This window comes from Pseudomonas sp. YuFO8, from assembly GCF_035065025.1.
Taxonomy (GTDB): Bacteria; Pseudomonadota; Gammaproteobacteria; order Pseudomonadales; family Pseudomonadaceae; genus Aquipseudomonas; species Aquipseudomonas putida_AE.
Genome location: NZ_JAXDEQ010000055.1, coordinates 1 through 23,625, shown reverse-complemented (window position 1 = coordinate 23,625; position 23,625 = coordinate 1). Strand labels below are relative to the sequence as shown.

The window sequence follows — 23,625 nt, the reverse complement described above, 5'->3', positions numbered from 1 at the left end:
TTGGGGGGTCACTCGACGCGGAATGTGTCCGGTCGTTGTTGCGCTCAGGGGTCGAGGGGCCTACAGGTACTCGACGTTGCCATCCACACTGATGGCCTGGCCGGTCACGTTGCGTGCGGCGGGTGAACAGAGGAACAGCGCCATGGCGGCAACGTCCTCGGCGGTGACCATGCGTTTCAGCGAGATCTTCTTCAGGTACTCCTCGCGCATCTCGGCTTCAGGCACGTTCATCTGCTCGGCGCGGGCGCGGATCACACCGTCCATGCGCGGGCCTTCGACGATGCCGGGCAGCAAGGCGTTGACGCGGATGTCGCTTTCGCCAAGCTCCGACGCCAGGGATTTCATCAGGCCGATAATGGCCCACTTGGTCGCCGCGTACGGGGTGCGCCAGGCGTAACCCAAACGGCCGGCAACTGACGCGATGTGGATCAGGTGCGCGTTGGGTGATTCTTTAAGCATTGGCACCGCGTGATGCGCAAATCGGTATTGCCCAGTGAGGTTGATGTCGACGGTGCGCTGCCACTCCTCGTCAGTGATCGCGTCGATCCCGGCGGTGGGCCCGGCGATGCCGGCGTTGTTGACCAGCACATCGAGACCGCCAAACTGTTCGCGCTGCACCTTGAACACCGCTTCGATCTGCGCCGGGTCACCCACATCTGCGCGGGTGGCCACACTGTCCGGGTACCGATCGCGGAACGACGCCAGGGCCGCTTCGCTGACGTCACACACATGCACCTTGGCACCGGCTTCCATGTAGGCCGCCGCCAGCACTTCGCCGATCCCGGCGGCTCCGCCGGAGATCAGGACGCGCAGGCCGGTGTAGGGAACCAGTCGGTTGAGAACGCTCATGCTTTTTTTACTCCAGAGACAGGCGACCGTTTGCTGTCGCTCTTGACGATCAGGCGCGCCAGGGAGTCGGCGGCCTGCATGATGTCGTCGGTGACCGCCGCCCGGGCCGCTGCGCCGTCACGCGCGGCCAGGGCCTCGACGATGCGGTGGTGCGCTTCCATCGAGCGCTGCAGGTGCGCCTTGTCGGGGGCGACCAGCGCAAAGCAGGGGCCCATGTGCAGCCAGAAATTCTCCACGGCAGCGACGGTCAGCTCGGCCTTGGCCACCGCATAGATGCGCCGGTGGAAAGCGAAGTTGGTCCACAGGTAACGGGCCACGTCGACGCTGTCGGCGGCCTGTTGCATCTGGTCGCACAGATGGCTGATGTCCTTGAGGTCGGTGTCGTCGAGCAGGATGACCGCTTTTTCGGCCAGCAGGCCTTCAAGCGCTACCCGGGCGTCGCGGATCTCGCGCAGGCGTTCGGGAGTCATCATGCGCACACGCAGGCGGGAGGTTTCGGTGACTTCGAAGGCGTTCTCGGCACTCAGGCGGTTGAGCGCTTCGCGCACCGGCATCGGGCTGGAGCCGAGGGCTTCGGCCAGACCGCGGATGGTCAGCTTCTGGCCCGGCTGGAAGCGGCCGCTCATCAGCGCTTCGCGGATCTGCCGGTAGACCTGGTCCTGCAGGGTATCGCGGGAAACCTGGCGCATGGTGGGCAGGAGGATCGGTTGATCTGTCATGAGTCAGCTCACATTGGACGTTCTTATGGGTCCAATATGTGATCACAAATAACATATGTCAAATTTTTTCTGGCGTGCGCCCGACTAATCCGTCACTTCACAGCGCTCCTCGAGCAACCGCACGAACATGGTCAGGCTCTGGGACACCGTGCCCCGGCGCCACACCAGCCAGGTGCGCAAATAGCGGAAGGACTCCGACAACGGCCAGACGCTGACCGTGCTGCACCCGGGCATGCTTTGCAGCATGCTGCGCGGCATCAGGGCCAGGCCGGCGCCGGCGCTGACGCAGGCGAGCATGCCGTGATAGGACTCCATTTCGAAGATCTTGCCCGGCACTGCCGCGTCCTTGGCGAACCAGCTTTCGAAGTGGTGGCGGTAGGAGCAGTTGGAGCGGAAGGCGTAGATGTTTTCGCCGTTCACATCCTGCGCGCGATGCACCGGGCTGTGGTTGAGCGGTGCAATCAAGACCATTTCTTCTTCGAACGCCGGTACGCCCTCCAGCGCCGGGTGCAGCACCGGGCCATCGACAAAAGCGGCGGTCAGGCGGCCCGCCAGCACCCCGTCGATCATCGTCCCGGAGGGCCCGGTGGACAGGTCCAGCTCGACCTTGGCGTACTGCTGGTTGTAGGCCGCCAGCAGCGCGGGAATCCGCACCGCCGCGGTGCTCTCCAGCGAGCCCAGGGGAAAGGTGCCCTGGGGTTCTTCGCCCGCCACGGTGGCGCGGGCTTCCTGGACCAGGTCGAGAATCCGCCGCGCGTAATCGAGGAAACTCCATCCGGCCGGCGACAGGCGCAGGCGGCTCTTTTCGCGGATGAACAGGTCCACGCCCAGATCCTGTTCCAGTTGCTTGATCCGCGTGGTCAGGTTCGAAGGCACACGGTGGATGTGCTGCGCGGCCACGCTGATGCTGCCGTGCTCGGCGACAGCCTTGAAAATCTCGAGCTGAACCAGGTCCAATGCATTCTCCAAACGTGAACATATCGCTCATTATTATTCAGTTTCAAGAAAACATACAGCACCTTAACCTGAGCACATTCCCACCCCGCAGGACGGTGCCATGACCCACGTATCCAGCCTTACCCACGCCATTTCGATCAACCCGACTACCGGTGAACAGATCGGCCACTACCCTTTCGAATCCGCCGAGGCATTGCAGGCCGCCCTGGCGCGCTCTGCAGCCGGGTTCCGTGTCTGGAGCCGCCAACCGGTGGCACAACGCGTGCAACGCCTGCTTGCCCTGGGCCAGGCATTGCGCGACAACGCCGAGGCCATGGCGCGCATGATCACCCTGGAAATGGGCAAGCCGATCGCCCAGGCCCGCGGTGAAATCGAAAAATGTGCGCAGCTCTGCGCATGGTATGCCGAACACGGCCCGGCCATGCTCAGCGCCGAACCGACCCTGGTCGAAGGCGGCAAGGCACGTATCGAATATCGCCCACTGGGGCCTATTCTCGCGGTCATGCCGTGGAACTTCCCGATCTGGCAAGTGCTGCGCGGTGCCGTTCCAACCCTGCTGGCCGGCAACACCTACGTACTCAAGCACGCGCCGAATGTGATGGGCAGCGCCTACCTGCTGCTTGATGCGTTCAAGCAGGCAGGCTTCGCCGAAGGTGTTTTCGAGGTGATCAACGTTACGCCGGACGGTGTTTCCACGGCGATTGCCGACCCCCGCATCGCCGCCGTTACCCTGACCGGCAGCGTGCGCGCCGGCATGGCCATCGGTGCCCAGGCCGGTGCAGTGCTGAAGAAGTCCGTCCTGGAACTGGGCGGCTCCGATCCGTTCATCGTGCTCAACGATGCCAACCTCGACGACGCCGTCAAGGCGGCCGTGATCGGGCGTTACCAGAACACCGGGCAAGTCTGTGCGGCGGCCAAGCGCCTGATCGTCGAGCAAGGCATTGTCGAGGAGTTCACCCGCCGCTTTGTCGAAGCCACGCGCCAATTGGCCGTCGGCGATCCGCTGTCCGCCGAAACCTATATCGGCCCGATGGCCCGCTTCGATCTGCGTGACGAACTGGATCAACAGGTGCGCGACACCCTCGAGGAAGGCGCGACCTTGCTGCTGGGTGGCCAGAAAGCCGAGGGCCCGGGTAACTTCTATGAGCCCACGGTTCTGGCTGGCGTGACTGACCTGATGACCTCGTTCAAGCAGGAGCTGTTTGGTCCGGTGGCCTCGATCATCACCGCCCGCGACGCAGCGCATGCGCTGGAGCTGGCGAACGACAGTGAGTTCGGTCTGGCTGCCACCATCTACAGCGGCAATGTCGCGCAGGCCGAGCAGATGGCCAGCGAGCTGGAAACCGGCGGGGTGTTCATCAATGGTTACTGCGCCAGCGACCCGCGCGTGACCTTCGGTGGGGTGAAGAAAAGCGGGTTCGGTCGCGAACTGTCGCACTTCGGCGTGCGCGAATTCTGCAATGCGCAGACGGTGTGGCTGGATCGCCACTGATCCGCCAAAAGATCGCAGCCTGCGGCAGCTCCTACATTGACTCGGTATCGGCAAAATCCCTGTAGGAGCTGCCGCAGGCTGCGATCTTTTGATCTTGTCTTTGATACAAAAACGCCGCTCAATGAGCGGCGTTTTTTTCGTTTGAAATGCCTCAGGCGTTGCAGTCCCACGCACGGTCGCCGTGCTCGTCCTTGATGCGGGTCGGCAGGCCCATCACGTCCAGCGCCTTGAGGAACGCCTCGGCTGGCAGCTCCTCGACGTTGACCATGCGCTGCACGTCCCACTCGCCGCGAGCTACCAGTAGCGCTGCAGCCACCGGTGGTACGCCGGCGGTGTAGGAAATGCCCTGGCTGTCGGTTTCGGCAAAGGCTTCCTCGTGATCCGCGACGTTGTAGATGAACACTTCGCGTGGCTTGCCATCCTTGGTGCCCTTGACCAGGTCACCGATGCAGGTCTTGCCGGTGTAGCCAGGGGCCAGCGAGCTCGGATCAGGCAGTACGGCCTTGACCACTTTGAGCGGCACGACTTCCAGGCCTTCGGCGGTCTTGACCGGTTGCTCGGAGAGCAGGCCAAGATTCCTGAGCACGGTGAACACATTGATGTAGTGCTCGCCGAAGCTCATCCAGAAGCGCACGTTGGGCACGCCGAGGTTCTTCGACAGCGAGTGCACTTCGTCGTGACCGGTCAGGTACAGGTTCTGCGAACCTACTACCGGCAGGTCGTCGGTGCGCTTGACTTCGAACATGGTGTTGCTGGTCCACTGGCTGTCCTGCCAGCTCCACACCTGCCCGGTGAACTCGCGGAAATTGATTTCCGGGTCGAAGTTGGTGGCAAAGTACTTGCCATGGGATCCAGCATTGACGTCGAGGATGTCGATCGAATCAATGCTGTCGAAATACTGTTGCTTGGCCAGGGCCGCATAGGCGTTGACCACGCCCGGATCGAAGCCCACGCCAAGAATGGCGGTAACGTTCTTTTGTTGGCATTCCTCGAGGTGTTTCCACTCGTAGTTGCCATACCAGGGCGGCGTTTCGCAAATCTTGCCCGGTTCTTCGTGAATGGCGGTGTCCAGGTAGGCCACGCCGGTATCGATGCAGGCGCGCAGCACCGACATGTTGAGGAAAGCGGAACCGACGTTGATGACGATCTGCGATTCGGTTTCGCGAATCAGCTTCTTGGTCGCCTCGACGTCCAGGGCATTGAGGGTGAATGCCTTGATTTCAGCGGGCTGTTTGAGGCTGCCCTTGGCCTTGACGCTGTCGATGATGGCCTGGCATTTGGAGATGTTGCGCGACGCGATAGCAATACGACCGAGTTCGTCGTTGTGCTGCGCGCACTTGTGGGCCACCACCTTGGCGACACCTCCTGCACCAATGATAAGTACGTTCTTCTTCAATTTTTCTCTCTCTCCTTCTCAGCCAGCTTACGAGAGGCTGGACATATAGTCGTTGTAACCGAACTCACGAACCACTTCGACAGTACCGTCGAGTTGTTTCACTACGATGGACGGCATTTTCAGGCCGTTGAACCAGTTCTTCTTGACCATGGTGTAGCCCGCGGCGTCAACGAACGACAGGCGGTCGCCAATGGCCAGCGGACGATCGAACTGGTACTCACCGAAAATGTCCCCGGCCAGGCAGGATTTGCCGCACACCATGTAGGTGTGCTCACCCGCGCTCGGGGCCAGCTTGGCGTTCAGGCGGTAGATCAGCAGGTCGAGCATGTGCGCTTCGATGGAGCTGTCCACGACCGCCAGGTGCTTGCCGTTGTAGAGGGTGTCGAGCACGGTGACTTCCAGCGACGCACTCTGGGTAATGGCCGCTTCGCCCGGCTCCAGGTACACCTGCACGCCGTACTTCTGCGAGAACGCCTTCAGGCGCGCGCAGAACTCATCCAGTGCATAGCCTTCACCGGTGAAGTGAATGCCGCCACCGAGGCTGACCCATTCGACCTTGTGCAGCAGATGGCCGAAACGCTCTTCGATGGTGCACAGCATCTGGTCGAACAGGCCGAAGTCGCCGTTCTCGCAGTTGTTGTGGAACATGAAGCCGGAGATCTGCTCGATGACCTGCTCGATCTTCACCGGGTCCCACTCGCCCAGGCGGCTGAACGGGCGTGCCGGGTCGGCCAGCAGGTAATCGGAGCTGCTCACCTGGGGGTTGACCCGCAGACCACGGACCTTGCCTGCAGAGCTTTCAGTGTAGCGCTGCAATTGGCCGATGGAGTTGAAGATGATCTTGTCGCAGTTGTCGAGCATCTCCTCGATTTCGTCATCGGCCCAGGCGACGCTGTAGGCGTGGGTCTCGCCGGCGAATTTCTGGCGGCCGAGCTTGAGCTCGTAGAGCGACGACGAGGTGGTGCCATCCATGTACTGCTGCATCAGGTCGAACACCGACCAGGTGGCAAAGCACTTGAGCGCCAGCAGGGCCTTGGCCCCGGACTGTTCACGCACGTAGGCAATCTTTTCCATGTTGCCCAGCAGCTTTTGCTTGTCGATGAGGTAGTACGGCGTTTTGATCATTTCGAGGCCTCCGGCAAGGCCAGCCAAAAAAAGGATGCGCATTGTGCCCGCACTGGGCACAGATCGAAAGAGCAGAAGCGCAGTTCGTCGGACAGGATTCCTCTGACGACCCCGCAACATCGCACCTGCACGCGACAAAAAGATGACGTCAAGGCGAAATGCCATCTTTTTTTCGTTCGCTCCGACGACCGGTCTAACGTCGCACCAAAACCGACTATTGTTGTTAGTGACAGGTCCACCACGGACCGGTACTGCGCTGATGGAGTTCTCATGAATAGAACCAGTCTTGCTGCTGTTGTCACTTCCCTGCTTGCGGGTCTCGCCCCGCCAATCACTTGCGCAACACCTTCCCAAGCGCCTGTTTTTGCCGTCGGGCTGCTGGGAAGCTATAGCGAACTGGAGTTCTCCGGCCGTGGAACCACCAGTACAGAGCATATCCCCGAGGCGGGCCTGTTCCTCAACTTCGGCAACAAGATGACCGGCGGGCCCGGCCTTGTGTATCAGGCGGAAATCACCGGTCAGTACTCTGAAGAAAAGCATCAGCGCGTCAGCGATGGCCAGGCCGACCTGGACCTTGGCTGGAGGCTGGCTTTGGATACCGAGAATTTTTTAGACGTTTTGATCGGAGCGGGCTATAAGTGGAACCGTTATGACCCGGACTTCAACAGGTACGACATCAATCTCACCAATCGCACCCCCTTCGCTAAATTGGCGCTGGGCTACAACCACGCCTTCAGCAATTCGACTTTGCGCCTGGAAGCAGGGGTTCGGCAGGTTATTGACGGCGACTCGCGGTTGGAAATCAATGATGTGGGCAACCAGGAACTGGACCTTGAAGGCACCACCAATCCTTTTGTAGAGCTGAGTTGGCTGTTCAACCAGCAAGGATCGGTTCCCGTGATTGCAAGCCTTTACTTCAACCGGTACGAATATGAAACGGACGGTCAGTTTCAGTTCACAGACTTCGACAAACAGACCCGAGACGAGTATGGCGCGAAGATAGGCATCGTGTTTTGACCCGATACCAAACCGTGTAACCTTTCGTCGCAAATGAAATCGCACAGGGTGAAACCCGGCCTTCTCTGGCGTGGGGATTGCACCGGCCCGCGTTAGCCGTCGCGAACGACATAAAACTGACGCGACGGCCATCCAATCAACGCTAAAGGACTCCAGCAATACGCTTGGTCAGTCACCGGAGATGTAACGTGTCAACTCTCAACGAAATCGCAGCGAACCACGCGAGAATGGCTAAGGCAAAGGAACAAGAGTCGACCGGACTGAGCGAGCGACAGCTGCATATTGTAGGAAGCTTTGAAATTGTCACCCCCGTCGAGCAACCGCATGTGCCCCTGCACCTCGTCGCGGCGGCCCAGGACAACAGCCTCGCACAGGTAACGGCCTTCGTAGCCTGAGGCCCAATCGCTTACGGATGTACCGAATCTACTGTAGGAGCTGGCTTGCCAGCGAAGAGGCCCGAAAGGTCAATGCACCCTTCGAGGCCGCCTTCGCTGGCAAGCCAGCTCCTGCAGGGGCGCGTTGTCTTACACAATCTTCAACCACGGCCAGCGAGCCTGATAACTTTTCGCCTTCTGTTCAAACAGCTCAGGCCTGGGGTTTGCCGGGTTGATGCGCAGCACGCCCTGGTCGACATCCGCCAGGCCATAGGGGGCATAGACCTCGCCGGTGGCGACATCCAGGCCGATACAGGTGCCCGCCACCAGGTAGCGATCAACCCCGTCCCTGGCCGAATCAAGCCTCGGATAATTCCCACCAAAGCGCTGCTCGTACCAAAGGTGCACGCGCGCCTGATTCTTGAATTCAACATTGACCCCCAGGTCCTCGAACAGCGGTCGAGCCCGGTGTATCACCTCGTTCTCGGCCTCCCAGGACAGGTCCGTGTCAAAGTAAAAAACGTCGTAATCCTTCACGCCCCAGCCAGGATCCCGTTGCGCCTTTGCATTCCATACCGCCTGGAACAGGCAGCCTGCCGTGAGCAGGCATTGATCCAGGCCAAGCCCAGGCAAGCGTGAAATCAATTGCGCGTTGATCGGGTTGGTCATTGCGATGCCGACCAACCTTTCGGCCGTCAATGTCATGGTTCATCCCTTGGAAACCGATTCAGTCCTGTCGCCTAAGTTACAACAAAACCATGACCGGATTGCATCTCGGCCACCAGCAACTCCACCAACGCCACAGCCGGTAGTTCCCGCGCCAGCGGTGCGCCCTGCCCGGCCCATTGCACGGCAAAATCGCTATTGCCCCGGGTCGCTGCTGCGACATTGAGCGCCTTGTTGGCGTCATAGGTGAGCGGGTAGTCCGGCAAGACGATGCCTGGCACCTCGAGGCTGGTGAAGTTTCTATTGACCATGCCCCGGGCCGGGCGGCCGGAGATGACGCTGGTGACGCGCGTCTGCTGCGCCCGCGGCCCTTTGAGCGCTTCACGGTAGGCGCCGTTCGCGGACGACTCCGGGCAGAGAATGAACGCCGTGCCCAGTTGCGCGGCACTGGCACCCAACTGCATGACGGCGTTGATGCCGGCACCGTCCATGATGCCGCCCGCTGCGATCACTGGCAGCCGGCAGGCATCGACCAGGACCCGTACCAGGGCCAGGATGCCCATCTGCACATCCTGCTGCGGATCGAACACCCCACGATGCCCGCCGGCCTCGTACCCCTGAGCCACCAGTGCATGCACACCCGCGTCCTGCGCCGCCTGCGCTTCGGCCAGGCTGGTCACGGAGCACAGCAGCAGGATGCCAGCCGCCTTGAGTGCATCGATGGCCGCTTGTCCGGGCAGGCCAAAATGGAAGCTGACCACCGCCGGCTTTTCCTCCAGCAGCATCTGCAGCATCCCGGCATCTTCGACGAACGAGGTGTAGATTTCCCGCAGCGCCCCGGGTGCCGTGGCGCCAAACTCGGCGAAAAAACCTGCCAGAAACTGCAGCCACTGCGCTTCCCGCACGGCGTCCCGGACTGCGGGCTGGTGGCAGAAAACATTCACGTTGAAGGGCTTGCCGGTCTGTGCCGCCGTCTCGCGCAGCATGACCCGCGCCTGCTCGACAGTGCTCGCGCCAATGCCGATGGAACCCAACCCGCCCGCATTGGACACCGCCGCCGCGAGCCCGGGGGTGGAGACGCCCACCATCGGCGCTTGAATGATCGGCAGTTCGATCTGCAAAAGGGACAACAGAGGATTGGACATGGCAGCACCTGAACCTGATAAATGAAAGTGGACGCTGGAGCCAGGGGCAGCGTGCAAGCCTCGCCTGCACGCCCTCCAACTCGAAAAATGCCTACTTTGAAGTCGGCATGGCAAACTCGGCGCCCTTGGCAATGCTGTTCGGCCAGCGCTGCATGACCGACTTTTGCTTGGTGTAGAACCGCACACCCTCTTCGCCATAGGCGTGCACATCACCGAACAGCGAGCGCTTCCAGCCACCGAATCCGTGCCACGCCATCGGCACCGGAATCGGCACGTTGATGCCAACCATGCCCACCTGGATGCGGGTCGCGAATTCACGGGCGATGTGACCGTCGCGGGTGTAGCACGCGGTGCCGTTGCCGAACTCATGGGCATTGACCAGATCGACCGCCTCGGCAAAATCCTTGACCCGCATGCAGGCCAGCACCGGACCGAAGATTTCCTCCTTGTAGATCTTCATCTCGGGGGTGACATGGTCGAACACCGTGCCACCCAGCCAGAAGCCCCCGGCGCAATCGGCACCGGCCTGCGAGCCGTCAAAGCCGCGGCCGTCGACCAGCAGCTCGGCGCCTTCAGCGATGCCTTGCTCGATGTAGCCGGTGATGCGCTGAAGCGCCGCTTGCGAGACGATCGGGCCCATTTCGGCGGCCAGGTTCATGCCCTCGAGGATCTTCAGGGTGCGGGTGCGCTCCAGCAGTTTCGGCATGACCTTGTCGGCCACGTCGCCAACAAACACCGCCACCGAGATCGCCATGCAGCGCTCGCCGGCAGAACCGAAGGCGGCACCGATCAGCGCGTCGACCACCTGGTCGACGTCGGCATCGGGCATCACCACCATGTGGTTCTTCGCCCCGCCCAACGCCTGGACGCGCTTGCCGTGGCGAGCCCCGGTCTCGTAGATGTAGTTGGCGATCGGCGTCGAGCCGACGAAGCTCACGGCCTTGACTTCAGGGTGGTCGAGCAGCGCATCCACGGCTTCCTTGTCGCCCTGCACCACATTGAACACGCCGTCCGGCAGCCCGGCTTCCTTGAACAGCTCGGCGATCAGCAACGCCGGTGATGGATCGATCGGGCTCGGCTTGAGCACGAAGGTGTTCCCGCAGGCGATGGCCACCGGGAACATCCACATCGGCACCATCACCGGGAAGTTGAACGGCGTGATGCCGGCCACCACGCCCAGGGACTGGCGCAGGGTCCAGTTGTCGATGTTGGTCGAGACCTGCTCGGTGTAGTCGCCCTTGAGCAGTTGCGGGATGCCGCAGGCAAACTCGACGACCTCGATGCCGCGCGTCACTTCGCCCTGGGCATCGGTGAAGACCTTGCCATGTTCGGTGGTGATCATCCGCGCCAGGGTGTCGCGGTGCTCGTTCAGCAGCGCGAGGAACTTGAACAGGATACGCGCGCGGCGCAGCGGCGGCGTCGCCGACCAGGCCGGGAAGGCGCGGGCGGCGGACTGCACCGCGGCGTCGACGTCAGCAGCGCTGGCAAGGGCCACCTTGCCGATCACCGAACCGGTGGCAGGGTTGGTGACGGACTGCGAGCGACTGGAAGTGCCGGGCGTCAGGCGACCGTGAATGTAGTGTGCGATGTCTGCAGGCTGGGTGCTCATGGCGGGTGTCCCCTGGTGGTGGATAAGAGCCATCTCTTGTTGTTGTCAGGCCGGGGCCGTAGCGCTCCCGACATGGCCAAGGTAGGCCCGCCGATAAATCATGTAAAATGATGATTAATGATCTTATGGATCATATTTTATGAAGCAGCCACTTCGCCCTTTCACCCAGGCGGCGCTTCCAGTCCGCGGCGAGGCCGTGGCTCGCCGCCAGCGCCAGCAGATCGTCGATCACCGGCCGGTGCGACAGTTGCACCTGCCAGAACTGGTCGATGGAAAAGCGTTCGTCATGCCGTTCCAGCAGTTCGATACGGTCCCCCGCTTCCAGGAATCCCGGCTCAAGCACCCGGTAATACCACCCCGTGATCCGCTCCCGGGCGACGAACATGGACATGTGTTCGGCGGCAAAGCGATGGTTGATTTTCCAGCACGGGCTGCGTGGCTGGGACACCTGCAACACGCTGCTGCCGACGCGAAACACGTCGCCGATGTGCACGTTGAGTTCAGAGAGCCCGAACGCGGAAATGTTCTCCCCCAGGCTCCCCGCGACCAATTGCCCGGCACTGGGCACAAACGCCTGCGCCAGACGCGGGTAGTTTTGCGCCGCATACTGATGCACCGCCTTCTCCGGGCCACCGTGCACCCGGGTGTCGCCGTGCTGGTCGCCGACGATCCCGTGCAACTCCACGCGTACGGAGCCAGCGCGGCGTTGCTTGAAGATGCCGGTACGCTGCCCTTCGGGTTCCAACACCCCCAGGCCGCTGGCGAAGACATGGTCAATTTTCGAAGTCAGTGTCATGGGTCGACCTTCAATAAATACCGGGTTTGGGCCACTTTACTAATCAGCGGAAAAGCCCGTAAAGTGATCAATAAGTATGTCAACAATCACTTTTAAAGATGGGTGGTGACAATCATGGAAATGCGCCAACTGAAGATATTCTGCGCCGTGGCCGAGCTGGGCAGCTTCACCGCCGCCGCGTTGCAGGTGAACACGGTGCAGTCCAACGTCACCATGCGCGTCAAGGAACTGGAAGCCGAACTCAATCGCGAGCTGTTCATCCGCAAGAAGTCCGGGGTGGTGCTCACGTCGGCGGGCGAGACGTTCCTCGGCTACGCGCGGCGCATCCTGCAACTGACCGACGAGAGCCGCAGCGCCCTGATGGACACCGGCAGCCCGACCGGCCTGCTGAGGCTGGGCTCGATGGAAACCACTGCGGCCATTCGCTTGCCGCAAGTGCTGACCAAATACCGCGAGCAGTTTCCCCAAGTGCAGTTGTCGTTGCTGACCGGCACCACGGTCGAGCTGATCAAGGCGATCGAAGCCCATCGCCTCGACGGTGCCTTTGTCGGTGGCTTCCACCAGAACTCGGCGCTGGCCCAGGAAGAAGTGTTTTGCGAAGAGTTGGTGCTGGTCAGCAGCAACCAGTTCGAAACGCTGCCGGCGCTGATCGAGAAAATGCCCCAGCAGACCGTGCTGGTGTTCCGCACCGGCTGCTTCTATCGCTCGACCCTGGAAAACTGGTTCTACCAGGTGGGCCTGGTGCCGAACCAGATCATGGAACTGGGCACCCTCGATGGCATCCTCTCGTGCGTGGCCGCGGGCATGGGTGTGACCCTGCTGCCCAAGGCCATCGCGGAAAATTGCAGCGTGCGCCATGCCATCCGCTGCCACACCCTGCCGCCGGAGTTCGCCAATGTCTCCACGGTGTTCATCCGCCGCAACGACACGATGATCACCTCGGCCATGAGCGCCTTCATCGGCCTGGCGCAACAGCAGATCGCGCGACCACAAAGCAATGCCTTGCGCAAACCCCTGTAGGAGCTGACTTGCCAGCGAAGAGGCCCGCAAACTCGATGCAATATTCAAGGACGCCTTCGCCGGCAAGCCGGCTCCTACACACCCGCGTCGACCACAAAGCAACGCCTTGCGCAAACCCATGTAGGAGCTGGCTTGAACTGGTCAAGTAATCCCGGACACCGATTACGGTGTTTATGCCGCTTTTTGCTCCATAGCTATTGGCGACAGGTAGTTGTTGTAGCTGTGGAGCCTGGTGCGGTTGTAATACATGAAGAAGCGCACCATGTCGGTTTTTGCTTCCTCGACCAGGCTGTAGCCGCTGCGGGGAACCCATTCTGATTTCAGTGTGCCGAAAAAACGCTCTGTTGGAGCGTTGTCCCAGCACTGTCCGCGATGACTCATGCTCTGCAAAATGCCGTGGCGGGCCAGTTCTTCTTGAAACTTACGACTTGTGTACTGACAGCCCTGATCCGAGTGGAACATCAGCCCCGGCGAGCAGGTTCGTACCTCTGTCGCCATGCGTAGCGCCTTGCTCACCAAGTTGGCGTCATTGACCAGAGAAAATGCCCAGCCAATGACTCGACGAGCAAACAGGTCAATTACGATGGCCAGGTGAACCCAACGTTTTCCCACCATCAAGCTGGTAACGTCGCCACACCAGACCTGATCAACAGCAGCCGGTTTGAAGTTGCGCTTAAGCCGGTTGGGCGCGACAAATGCCTCCACGCCTTTGGATCTGAATGGATGCGGCTGGCGTTGCTTACTGACAATGTTGGCTTCCCTCATCAGCGCTCTGACCACACTTCTTCCAACTGTAATATTTTGGGCCTTCAGGCCTTTGCTGATCATCCTGGAGCCCATGGCCTCCCGGCTTTCACTGTGCAGTTCAACCACTTTCAGCTTGAGCTCTTCGCGTCTGATCCGCGGTTTGGCGCGTCGCTGAAGCCACTCATAAAAGCTGCTGCGCTTCACACCAAAAACGCGACACACGATAGCCGTCGGGAATGACTCTCTTAGCTCCGCAATCATCGAAAACGATCGGGATCCGACATCAAGAGAGCGGTAGCCTTTTTTAAGATCTCGGCCTCCATCTCCATGCGCTTGATCTTGGCTTTTAGCTCCTGAATCTGGCGCTGATCTTCGGTAATCGCCTTGGTGCCTTTGACGGCCTGGCCCTCGCGTTCCTTGCGAACCTGATCGACCCAGCGCCGTAAAGCGGTGGGCCCGATATCCAGCGATGCACAAACATCTGGAACCGAACAGTTATCATCAAGCACCATGCTGGCAGCCTGAAGCTTGAACTCGCGGGTGTAGACCTTTCTTTCGTTCATGGAACCTCCAAGTTGGCGAAATCATATCGCCCTTAAGAGGTGTCCGGAATAATTAGGCCAGTTCAGCTTGCTCGCGAAGAGGCCCGGTCAGACACCCGAGATCCAAAGGCCTTTATCCCTGCGACACCCCGCAACGCCGCGACCTTGGGCCACGACCTTGGTCGACACTGACTAACCCCTGCCATCGTGCGAGACTGTCTGTCCGGGCGGGAGGCTCGGGTGTCTTTGGTTGCCTGGAGTTCCCATGTCGCTGTCCAGCGGGCTGATTGCCGTCGTCGCCCTGGCCTATATGGCCATCATGTTCGCCATCGCCTTCTACGGCGACCGTCGCAGCGCGCCCCTGCCGCCGCGGGTGCGAGCCTGGGTGTACAGCCTGTCGCTGGCGGTCTACTGCACCAGCTGGACCTTCTTTGGCGCGGTGGGCCAGGCGGCCGAGCAGCTCTGGTCCTTCCTGCCGATCTACCTCGGGCCGATCCTGCTGTTGATCGGCGCGCCGTGGGTCCTGCAGAAAATGGTGATGATCAGCAAGCAGGAGAACATCACCTCGATTGCCGACTTCATTGCCGCGCGTTATGGCAAATCGCAATCCCTGGCGGTGGTGGTAGCACTGATCTGCCTGGTCGGCGTGCTGCCCTACATCGCGTTGCAGCTCAAGGGCATCGTGCTCGGGGTAAACCTGTTGATCGGTGCTGGCGCCGACGCCATGGGGGTTCGCGCGCAAGACACCGCGCTGGTGGTGTCCCTGGTACTGGCGCTGTTCACCATTGTCTTCGGCACGCGCAACCTCGACGCCACGGAACACCACCGCGGCATGGTGCTGGCGATTGCGTTCGAGTCGCTGGTCAAGCTGTTCGCGTTCCTGGCGGTGGGCGCCTACGTGACCTTCGGCCTGTACGACGGCTTCGACGATCTCTTCGACCAGGCCATGCTCGCCCCGCGCCTCGAAGAATACTGGAAGGAAACCATCAACTGGCCATCCATGGTGGTGCAGACCGGCGTGGCGATGATGGCGATCATCTGCCTGCCGCGGCAGTTCCACGTCACCGTGGTCGAGAACATCGACCCGCAGGATCTGCGCCTGGCCAAATGGGTGTTCCCGGCCTACCTGGCCCTGGCAGCCCTGTTCGTCGTGCCGATCGCGCTGGCGGGGCAGATGTTGCTGCCCAGTTCGGTGTTGCCCGACTCCTTCGTGATCAGCCTGCCCTTGGCCCAGGCGCATCCTGCCCTGGCGCTACTGGCCTTCATCGGCGGCGCATCGGCGGCCACCGGCATGGTGATCGTGGCCAGCGTGGCGCTGTCGACCATGGTCTCCAACGACATGCTGTTGCCCTGGCTGCTGCGCCGCAACAATGCCGAGCGCCCGTTCGAGGTGTTCCGCCAGTGGATGCTGTCGGTGCGCCGGGTCAGCATCGTGGTCATCCTGCTCCTGGCCTACGTCAGTTATCGCCTGCTGGGATCGACCGCCAGCCTGGCGACCATCGGCCAGATCGCCTTCGCTGCCGTGACGCAACTGGCGCCGGCGATGCTCGGCGCTCTGTACTGGAAACAGGCCAACCGCCGCGGCGTATTCGCCGGCCTCGCCGCCGGTACATTCCTGTGGTTCTACACGCTGATCCTGCCGATCGCCGCCCACAGCCTCGGCTTGTCCCTGAACAGCTTCCCGGGCCTGGCTTGGCTGCACAGCAACCCGCTGAACCTGCCGATCACCCCGCTGACCCAGGGCGTGGTGCTGTCCCTGGCCGGTAACTTCACGCTGTTCGCCTGGGTCTCGGTGCTGTCTCGCACCCGCGTGTCGGAGCACTGGCAGGCCGGCCGCTTCATCGGCCAGGAAATCAGCGCCCGGCCCAGCGCCCGCTCGATGCTCGCGGTACAGATCAACGATCTGCTGCAACTGGCCGCACGCTTCGTCGGCGAAGAACGCGCCCGGCAGAGCTTCATCCGTTTTGCCTACCGCCAGGGCAAAGGCTTCAATCCGAACCAGAACGCCGACGGTGAATGGATCGCCCACACCGAACGCCTGCTCGCCGGTGTGCTGGGGGCCTCATCGACTCGCGCGGTGGTAAAAGCCGCCATTGAAGGCCGGGAAATGCAGCTTGAGGACGTGGTGCGCATCGCCGACGAAGCCTCGGAAGTGCTGCAGTTCAACCGCGCGCTGCTGCAAGGGGCGATCGAGAACATCACCCAGGGCATCAGCGTGGTCGACCAGTCGCTGAAACTGGTGGCCTGGAACCGTCGCTACCTGGAGCTGTTCAACTACCCGGATGGCCTGATCAGCGTCGGCCGGCCGATTGCCGACATCATCCGCCACAACGCCGAGCGCGGTTTATGTGGCCCCGGTGAAGCGGAAGTGCACGTCGCCCGCCGCCTGCACTGGATGCGCCAGGGCCGCGCCCACACCTCCGAACGGCTGTTCCCCAACGGCCGGGTGATCGAGCTGATCGGCAACCCGATGCCCGGTGGCGGCTTCGTCATGAGTTTCACCGACATTACCGCGTTCCGCGAAGCCGAGCAGGCGCTGACCGAAGCCAACGAGGGCCTGGAACAGCGCGTCACCGAGCGCACCCACGAGCTGTCGCAACTCAACGTGGCACTGACCGAGGCCAAGGGCACCGCCGAGGCCGCGAACCAGTCGAAAACCCGGTTCCTCGCGGCCGTGAGCCATGACCTCATGCAACCGTTGAACGCCGCGCGCCTGTTCTCCGCCGCCCTTTCCCACCAGGACGACGGCCTGTCCACCGAGGCGCAAAAACTGGTCCAGCACCTGGACAGTTCGCTGCGTTCGGCCGAAGACCTGATCAGCGATCTGCTGGATATTTCCCGCCTGGAAAACGGCAAGATCAATCCGGATGCCAAGCCGTTCGCGCTCAATGAGCTGTTCGACACTCTCGGTGCCGAGTTCAAGGCGCTGGCGCGGGACCAGGGGCTGGAGTTTCGCGTCAGGAGCAGTAAGTTGCGCATCGACAGCGACATCAAGCTGTTGCGGCGCATCCTGCAGAACTTCCTGACCAACGCTTTCCGCTATGCCAAAGGGCCGATACTGCTGGGCGTGCGCCGTCGCCAGGGTGAGTTGTGCCTGGAAGTCTGGGACCGTGGGCCCGGCATTCCGGAAGACAAGCAACAGGTGATCTTCGAAGAATTCAAACGCCTGGACAGCCACCAGACCCGCGCCGAGAAAGGTCTTGGGCTGGGGCTGGCGATCGCCGACGGACTCTGTCGCGTATTGGGGCACAAGTTGCGCGTGCGCTCGTGGCCGGGGCGCGGCAGCGTGTTCAGCGTCAGCGTGCCCCTGGCCCGCGCGCAAGCTGCGCTGCCGGCCAAGGCGGCCGAACTCAATGGCAAGTTGCCCAGCGGCGCCCACGTGCTGTGCGTCGACAATGAAGACAGCATCCTGATCGGCATGAACAGCCTGCTCACCCGCTGGGGGTGCCAGGTGTGGACCGCGCGTAACCGCCAGGAGTGCATGGCGCTGCTCGGCGATGGGTTGCGCCCGCAACTGGCGCTGGTGGATTACCACCTGGACGATGGCGAAACCGGCACCGAGTTGATGGCCTGGCTGCGCACCCGCCTGGGCGAGCCGGTGCCCGGCGTGGTGATCAGCGCCGACGGCCGACCCGAGACCATGGCCCAGGTACACGCGGCGGGGCTCGACTACCTGGCCAAACCGGTGAAACCGGCGGCGTTGCGGGCGTTGTTGAGTCGGCATTTGCCGTTGTAACAACAGAGATCTCTGCCCTGTAGGAGCTGCCGAAGGCTGCGATCTTTTGATGTTTTATTCCGGCAACTCGACCAACCCATCCACATCGGTCATTGCCCGCTCCAGCAAATCCGCCGGCAGACTCTTGCTCGCCCGCGCACCCAGCAGCTTGAGCTGCTCGCTGCGGCTGACCAGGTTGCCGCGACCTTCTGTCAGCTTGTTGCGCGCCGAGCTGTAGGCCTTGTCCAGTTGCTGCAGGCGATTGCCGACTTCGTCCAGGTCCTGGATGAACAGCACGAACTTGTCGTACAGCCACCCGGCCCGCTCGGCGATTTCCCGGGCGTTCTGGCTTTGCCGCTCCTGCTTCCACAGGCTGTCGATGACCCGCAGGGTCGCCAGCAGCGTGGTCGGGCTGACGATCACGATGTTGCGGTCGAAGGCTTCCTGGAACAGCGTCGGCTCGGCCTGCAACGCGGCGGAAAACGCCGCTTCGATCGGCACGAACAGCAAGACGAAATCCAGGCTGTGCAAGCCGTCGAGACGCTTGTAGTCCTTGCCGGCCAGGCCTTTGACGTGATTACGCAAGGACAGCACGTGCTGCTTGATGGCGATCTGGCCGATGGCGTCGTCTTCGGCCGCTACGTATTGCTGATAGGCCGTCAGGCTGACCTTGGAGTCGACCACCACCTGTTTGTCGCCCGGCAGGTAGATGATCACGTCGGGCTGGAAACGCTCGCCGTCAGGGCCCTTGAGATTGACCTGGGTCTGGTACTCGCGGCCCTTCTCGAGCCCGGCATGCTCCAGCACGCGCTCGAGGATCAACTCGCCCCAGTTGCCTTGGGTTTTCTGCCCTTTCAGGGCCCGGGTCAGGTTGGTGGCTTCGTCGCTCAGGCGCAGATTGAGTTGTTGCAGGCGCTCCAGCTCCTTGGCCAGGGAGAAACGCTCCCGGGCTTCGGCCTGATAACTTTCCTCGACGCGCTTTTCAAAAGACTGGATGCGCTCCTTCAACGGATCGAGCAATTGTCCCAGGCGCTGCTGACTGGTTTCGGCAAACCGCTGCTCGCGCTCATCGAAGATTTTCCCCGCCAGCTCGGCGAACTGCGCACGCAGCTCGTCTCGCGAGCCCTGCAGGTCGTTGAGGCGCTGCTGATGGCTTTCCTGCTGCTCACGCAGCTCGGCCTTGAGGGACGCGGCCTGGGCGTCGAGGCGGCGCAATTCGACGTCTTTGCCAGCGCGTTCGATGTTCCAGGCATGGGCCGCATCGCGGGCATCGTCACGCTCGATCTGCAGCAGCTCGACCTCACGCCGCACGGCGGCGAGGTCCGCCTGTTTGGCAGCGTTGGCCTGGCCGAGATCGGCGACTTCATCGCGACAGGCCTCGAGCTGCGCATTCAGGCCATCCTGCGCCAGATTCGCCATGGCCAGGCGCTCTTCCAGCAGCGCCGCCTGGGCCTGGGCGGTGCTCGCCCGGCGCTGCAGCTGCCAGGCCAACACCAGCAACGGCAGCGCCGCACCCGCCAGCCCCAGCAATGCGCTGGTCAAGTCCATAGCCATAGCCACTCCTGCCATTGAAATAAGCCTGAAGGTTAACCAAGGCGTCAGGTCTTGGACAGCTCAGTCTTCGATCAGGCCCAGTTCCTGTTGTGCGCGCAAGTCCCCTGCACGCGCCGCCTGGCGCAAGAGATCCTGGCCAATCCGGCGATCCCGGGCATTGCCGCACTCACGGCACATCAGCTGCCCCAAACGGCTCTGTGCGGCGACGACGCCTTCACGGGCCGGTTGCTTGAGCAAGCGGCCGGCGATGTGTTTGACGTTCGGGCTTTCGCCCAGGCGCGGGCTGTCCAGCAGCCACTCGGCCACCCGCATCGAAAAGCGCTTGGGTGAGGCAACCGTGGACGATTTGTCGGAGGAGGAAGTAGGTGGTGTACGAAACTTCATAAAGCACTGTGGGCAGATCGGAAGGCGCGCCACTCTACTCTCTTTTTCTTACAGGTAAAGCCGAAAAAAAACCCGGCACGCCCGTCCTAGAGCAAGCGCTCGGGACAATCCACAGAAGCTGTGGATAACTCAGTGGACAACCGCCATTGAACTCGCGCAAAGGCTTATGGAACGGGGCCTGCAGTCAAACTGACGATTTTTTCACCAGTTAAAAAAAGCGATGTTTTTCATTGACTTAAATTTTGGTTACAGGCACCCACTGCGCTTGAAGGCTGGATGACAGCGCCGTGACAGTCCGCGCAACTAATGTGCACAACTACCTTCGCGACGGTTATATCGCTGTGCATTTTCGGCGCGTTTTTCATCGAATGTTGGGGATAACCCCCGTTAAACCCGCGTCCCAGGCCGCTTGCGACGGGTCGAATGAGGATGACCGCCGGTCGTTTTCCGGGCGATGACAGGGCAGCTTCCCGGTATCGCCAAGCCGTCGGCGGACCATGAAGATGAGCCGGCATCAGAGTTTTTTTGCCAACACCCTTCCCTTTGCCTGTTCGATCCGTTAGTATCCGCGGCGTTAGTACCAAGCTGAAAGTCAATTCTGGTCGAACAAATCCCCCCGGAACAGCCTTCCAACAGGAAGCTGCCACCGAACAAGCGGGATCGACCACCTCGATGGTTTCCAGGTAAATCTTGCGCCAACACAGCCTTTGAATCGAATGCAAAGGGTGTTGCCAGGCTCACTTACTCTGACCGAACCAGCCTGCAAATTGATCAGGATCTTCACCCCGGGCCCAGAACCTTTGCCCTCGATGTGCTGCCTGCCCTCCTAAGTACCTACCTGCCAGCCCAAGCGCGCCAATTTTTAGCGCTTCAAACTGGCTGCTTTGTTCCAGTCGGGTTCTTCGTTCGACCAACGGTGGTCGTCGTCACTGGAACGTTTTAATTTTGCACGGCTCTTATCCGTGTCGCTTGTAGGAACACCCAATGACTATGTCTACTCAAATCCACACTCAGGATGCCATCCGCACCCTCACCAACGCTTTTGCACCAATGAACTGCCTGATCATGGCCGCTCGCAAAGGCTGTTTCAGCTTCACCCTGGTCAACGAACACGGCATCGCCCGTCACAGCGAACGCCTGTACCCCGACCAGTACTCCAGCGCCGAGCCGCTGCAGGCGGTGATCGAGCGTACGCGCCAGGCCTTGGTGGCCTGAAGCGCCAGCACGACTGAAACACCAGAAGCCCCGCCCGAAAAGCGGGGCTTTTTGTTGCCCGACGTTTCATGGCGACTAAGCACGGATAGATATAAGGTTTATAACTCGCCAGCGGAAATATTTTAAAAACAGTCCTTTACGCGGTGAATATGACACTAGACTTCAACTCAAGCGGCCTGTTCCGCTTCCGACGAGCCTGAGTCGATTCACCGCTGCCAAAGCCTTTCAGGTTCGTCGCCAAATTGATGTATCGAGGGTTTTATGGGTATCGCTGCCAGCGAACTGTGCCGTTATGTGATCCGTCCGACCTTGATCTACCTTGGACGCCATAGCGCAACCGCCGAATCCCTGCTGCTAGGCATCGCCGCCAGCCAGTCAGCCCTTGGTTCCGCCCAGCATGACCGCCGTGGACACGGCCTGTACCGAATCGCCGAACCCCGCCACCAGGCACTTTGGGACCACTACCTGGCACTCGATCCGGAACGCGCGAGCCTGGTTCGTGGCCTGGCCAGCCAGCATGCCTTCCTCAGCGGCCCGCACCTGGAATTGACCGTCAACCTGCGTTACGCCACTGCCATCGCCTGGCTGCTGGTCGAAGAACAGAACACCCCCCTCCCCGAAGCCGACGACCTGCTGGGCATGGCGCGAATCTGGCGCCAGACCTTCCAGCCCCAGGGACGCCTGAGAGACTTCACCTGCGCCTGGCAAACCTGTGTATCACCGCTGAATCAGGTCGCCTGCTGAAACCTCTGGATCCAAAATCGCTCAACTGGTAGCGAATTTGGTCGGATTGTCCTACAAAACCGCTCTAAATCAAGCATTACAGCCTATGGCGCTGGGACGAAAATGTTGGTAATTTTCGCCCCGGTGATCACCAGGAGTTCTAATAATGAAAAAAGTAATGCTCAAAACCACCATTAGCCTCGCCGTTGCCTTGGCATCCACCCAGATCTTCGCAAGTGGCTTTGCCCTCAACGAACAAAGCATCAGCGGGATGGGGACAGGTTTTGCCGGGCGATCTTCTTCTGCCGACGACGCATCCACAGTTGTTGGCAACCCTGCCGGCATGTCTCGCCTCAAGCGCGAGCAAGTGACCGGCGGCGTTGCATTCATCGACGCGCACACTGACATCAGTGATGCCAGCGCCCGCAATGGCGGCACCAACAAAGGTGACATGGTCCCTTTCATGGGCGTGCCGATGGGCTATTACGTCAAGCCTATCGATGACCAGTGGGCGGTCGGTTTCGGCGTCTACGCTCCATTCGGCCTGGTGACCGACTACGAGAACGGCTTTGCCGGCCGTTACTTCGGCAGCAAGAGCGAAGTGCAAATCATCACCCTCCAGCCAACCGTCAGCTATGCCTTCAACGACAAGGTGTCGATCGGTTTCGGCCCGACCATCAACCGTATCGACGGCAAGCTGGAATCGAACCTGTCGCTGAGCCCGAATCCGGCCGCACCGGACGGTGAAGTCAAAATCAAGGGTGACGACACTGCGCTGGGCTACAACATCGGTATCCTGGTTCAAGCCACCGACTCCACTCGCGTCGGCTTGACCTATCACTCGAAAGTGAAATACAAGCTCGACGGTGACACCAAGCTCAGCTACAGCCCGCTCGGCCCACTGGGTCAACAGAAGTTTGATGCTTCGCTGGACATTACCACCCCTGAGTCCGTGGACTTTTCGGTCACTCATCAGCTGGACGACCAGTGGACCCTGTACGCAGGCAGCACCTGGACTCGCTGGAGCCGCCTGAAAGAAATCTCCGTCGAGAACAGTGGCGTGCCTGCTCCTTTGAACCCAGCGTTCGGCACCATCACTGAAGAGCAGAACTGGCATGACACCTGGGCTCACGCAATCGGTGCTTCGTACCAGCTGAACAAGCAGTGGGTACTGCGTACCGGTCTGTCGGTTGACCAGTCGCCAACCAACAACGAAAACCGCTCCCCACGCATCCCGACTGGCGATCGCACGATTTTCAGCCTGGGCGCCGGCTGGAGCCCGACCGACGACCTGACCATCGACTTGGCGTACTCGTATCTGCGTGAAGAGTCGGTCAAGGTCAACGACAACAATGGCCGTCAGAACTACAGCGCCAAGTATGAAAACTGGGCGAACGGTTTCGGTGTCGGTGCGACCTACCGCTTCTGATGACGTGCGGCGAGCCTGAACCCCTCGCCCGAAGCAAAAAAGCCCCGCTCTCTGGCACAGAGGCGGGGCTTTTTCATTTCAACCTGATAACGCAATACCTGTAATTGGATGGACTCGCCCCAGCCGAGGCGTCAATGCGCCACGGTGGCAG

The 23,625-nt window shown here is 61.1% G+C and carries 21 protein-coding genes; 8 read left to right on the top strand and 13 right to left on the bottom strand.

The genetic code is table 11. The features are described from left to right. Nucleotides 1–60: 60 nt before the first annotated feature. The 3 genes from SOP95_RS28905 to ptrR all read right to left on the bottom strand — a co-directional run bounded on the left by SOP95_RS28905 (nt 61) and on the right by ptrR (nt 2,525). On the bottom strand, nt 61–849 hold the full coding sequence (locus SOP95_RS28905) for an SDR family oxidoreductase (RefSeq protein WP_274078036.1): 789 nt from the start codon (nt 847–849) through the stop codon (nt 61–63). After that, the gene (locus SOP95_RS28900; protein WP_323609162.1) at nt 846–1,568 is read right to left on the bottom strand and encodes a GntR family transcriptional regulator; all 723 of its coding nucleotides are present in this window, start codon (nt 1,566–1,568) and stop codon (nt 846–848) included. The genes SOP95_RS28905 and SOP95_RS28900 overlap by 4 nt, the downstream gene beginning before the upstream one ends. An 84-nt stretch (nt 1,569–1,652) precedes the next feature. After that, entirely contained in the window at nt 1,653–2,525 is an 873-nt protein-coding gene (ptrR, locus tag SOP95_RS28895) for a putrescine utilization regulator PtrR (protein ID WP_323609161.1), read from the bottom strand. A gap of 100 nt (nt 2,526–2,625) precedes the next feature. Here ptrR and SOP95_RS28890 point away from each other — a divergent pair, with 100 nt between their 5' ends. After that, nucleotides 2,626–4,017 carry an aldehyde dehydrogenase family protein gene (locus SOP95_RS28890; RefSeq protein ID WP_323609158.1) on the top strand — a complete coding sequence of 464 codons (1,392 nt, stop codon included), beginning with the start codon at nt 2,626–2,628 and terminating at the stop codon, nt 4,015–4,017. A 151-nt stretch (nt 4,018–4,168) separates the two neighbouring features. Here SOP95_RS28890 and SOP95_RS28885 read toward each other — a convergent pair whose 3' ends face one another. Together SOP95_RS28885 and nspC are read right to left on the bottom strand one after the other, a co-directional pair. Then, entirely contained in the window at nt 4,169–5,413 is a 1,245-nt protein-coding gene (locus tag SOP95_RS28885) for a saccharopine dehydrogenase family protein (protein WP_274078040.1), read from the bottom strand. Between the two features lie 27 nt (nt 5,414–5,440). Then, the gene (nspC, locus tag SOP95_RS28880) at nt 5,441–6,538 is read right to left on the bottom strand and encodes a carboxynorspermidine decarboxylase (RefSeq protein WP_323609155.1); all 1,098 of its coding nucleotides are present in this window, start codon (nt 6,536–6,538) and stop codon (nt 5,441–5,443) included. Between the two features lie 270 nt (nt 6,539–6,808). Here nspC and SOP95_RS28875 point away from each other — a divergent pair, with 270 nt between their 5' ends. Next, nucleotides 6,809–7,555: a hypothetical protein gene (locus SOP95_RS28875; RefSeq protein WP_323609154.1), complete on the top strand. Its 747-nt coding sequence runs from the start codon at nt 6,809–6,811 to the stop codon at nt 7,553–7,555. 188 nt (nt 7,556–7,743) lie between these two features. Continuing rightward, nucleotides 7,744–7,950, top strand: coding sequence for a hypothetical protein (locus SOP95_RS28870; RefSeq protein WP_274078043.1), 207 nt, complete (start codon nt 7,744–7,746; stop codon nt 7,948–7,950). Between the two features lie 129 nt (nt 7,951–8,079). Here SOP95_RS28870 and SOP95_RS28865 read toward each other — a convergent pair whose 3' ends face one another. From SOP95_RS28865 to SOP95_RS28850, 4 genes are all read right to left on the bottom strand, one after another. Then, nucleotides 8,080–8,634 (bottom strand): nucleotidyltransferase family protein, encoded by a 555-nt coding sequence (locus tag SOP95_RS28865; RefSeq protein WP_274078044.1) that lies wholly within the window; start codon nt 8,632–8,634, stop codon nt 8,080–8,082. Between the two features lie 35 nt (nt 8,635–8,669). After that, complete coding sequence (locus SOP95_RS28860; protein WP_274078045.1) at nt 8,670–9,740, bottom strand: NAD(P)H-dependent flavin oxidoreductase; 1,071 nt, start codon at nt 9,738–9,740, stop codon at nt 8,670–8,672. Nucleotides 9,741–9,831: 91 nt separating this feature from the next. Further along, a complete protein-coding gene (locus SOP95_RS28855; RefSeq protein WP_274078046.1) occupies nt 9,832–11,349 on the bottom strand; it encodes a CoA-acylating methylmalonate-semialdehyde dehydrogenase in 1,518 nt (505 codons plus the stop codon). A gap of 130 nt (nt 11,350–11,479) precedes the next feature. Continuing rightward, nucleotides 11,480–12,145 carry an MOSC domain-containing protein gene (locus SOP95_RS28850; RefSeq protein ID WP_323609151.1) on the bottom strand — a complete coding sequence of 222 codons (666 nt, stop codon included), beginning with the start codon at nt 12,143–12,145 and terminating at the stop codon, nt 11,480–11,482. 114 nt (nt 12,146–12,259) lie between these two features. Here SOP95_RS28850 and SOP95_RS28845 point away from each other — a divergent pair, with 114 nt between their 5' ends. Further along, nucleotides 12,260–13,165 (top strand): LysR family transcriptional regulator, encoded by a 906-nt coding sequence (locus SOP95_RS28845; protein WP_323609150.1) that lies wholly within the window; start codon nt 12,260–12,262, stop codon nt 13,163–13,165. A gap of 171 nt (nt 13,166–13,336) precedes the next feature. Here SOP95_RS28845 and SOP95_RS28840 read toward each other — a convergent pair whose 3' ends face one another. Both SOP95_RS28840 and SOP95_RS28835 read right to left on the bottom strand, forming a co-directional pair. Further along, nucleotides 13,337–14,173: an IS3 family transposase gene (locus SOP95_RS28840; RefSeq protein ID WP_323609149.1), complete on the bottom strand. Its 837-nt coding sequence runs from the start codon at nt 14,171–14,173 to the stop codon at nt 13,337–13,339. Further along, nucleotides 14,170–14,475 (bottom strand): transposase, encoded by a 306-nt coding sequence (locus tag SOP95_RS28835; protein WP_323609148.1) that lies wholly within the window; start codon nt 14,473–14,475, stop codon nt 14,170–14,172. The genes SOP95_RS28840 and SOP95_RS28835 overlap by 4 nt, the downstream gene beginning before the upstream one ends. Nucleotides 14,476–14,719: 244 nt before the next feature. On the opposite strand from SOP95_RS28835, the gene SOP95_RS28830 reads away from it, so the two are divergent. Continuing rightward, the gene (locus tag SOP95_RS28830) at nt 14,720–18,190 is read left to right on the top strand and encodes a hybrid sensor histidine kinase/response regulator (protein WP_323609146.1); all 3,471 of its coding nucleotides are present in this window, start codon (nt 14,720–14,722) and stop codon (nt 18,188–18,190) included. A 54-nt stretch (nt 18,191–18,244) separates the two neighbouring features. Here the strand turns inward: SOP95_RS28830 and rmuC are convergent, their stop codons facing one another. Together rmuC and SOP95_RS28820 are read right to left on the bottom strand one after the other, a co-directional pair. After that, nucleotides 18,245–19,609, bottom strand: coding sequence for a DNA recombination protein RmuC (rmuC, locus tag SOP95_RS28825; RefSeq protein ID WP_323609170.1), 1,365 nt, complete (start codon nt 19,607–19,609; stop codon nt 18,245–18,247). A gap of 174 nt (nt 19,610–19,783) precedes the next feature. Continuing rightward, complete coding sequence (locus tag SOP95_RS28820; protein ID WP_323609143.1) at nt 19,784–20,107, bottom strand: sel1 repeat family protein; 324 nt, start codon at nt 20,105–20,107, stop codon at nt 19,784–19,786. A gap of 990 nt (nt 20,108–21,097) precedes the next feature. Here SOP95_RS28820 and SOP95_RS28815 point away from each other — a divergent pair. The 3 genes from SOP95_RS28815 (at nt 21,098) to SOP95_RS28805 (ending at nt 23,474) form a co-directional block, all read left to right on the top strand. Beyond that, nucleotides 21,098–21,322, top strand: a complete 225-nt coding sequence (locus SOP95_RS28815) for a hypothetical protein (RefSeq protein WP_007898912.1) — start codon at nt 21,098–21,100, stop codon at nt 21,320–21,322. A gap of 261 nt (nt 21,323–21,583) precedes the next feature. Continuing rightward, nucleotides 21,584–22,066, top strand: coding sequence for a hypothetical protein (locus tag SOP95_RS28810; RefSeq protein WP_323609142.1), 483 nt, complete (start codon nt 21,584–21,586; stop codon nt 22,064–22,066). 145 nt (nt 22,067–22,211) lie between these two features. Continuing rightward, nucleotides 22,212–23,474: an OmpP1/FadL family transporter gene (locus SOP95_RS28805; protein ID WP_274074930.1), complete on the top strand. Its 1,263-nt coding sequence runs from the start codon at nt 22,212–22,214 to the stop codon at nt 23,472–23,474. Nucleotides 23,475–23,625 lie beyond the last annotated feature (151 nt).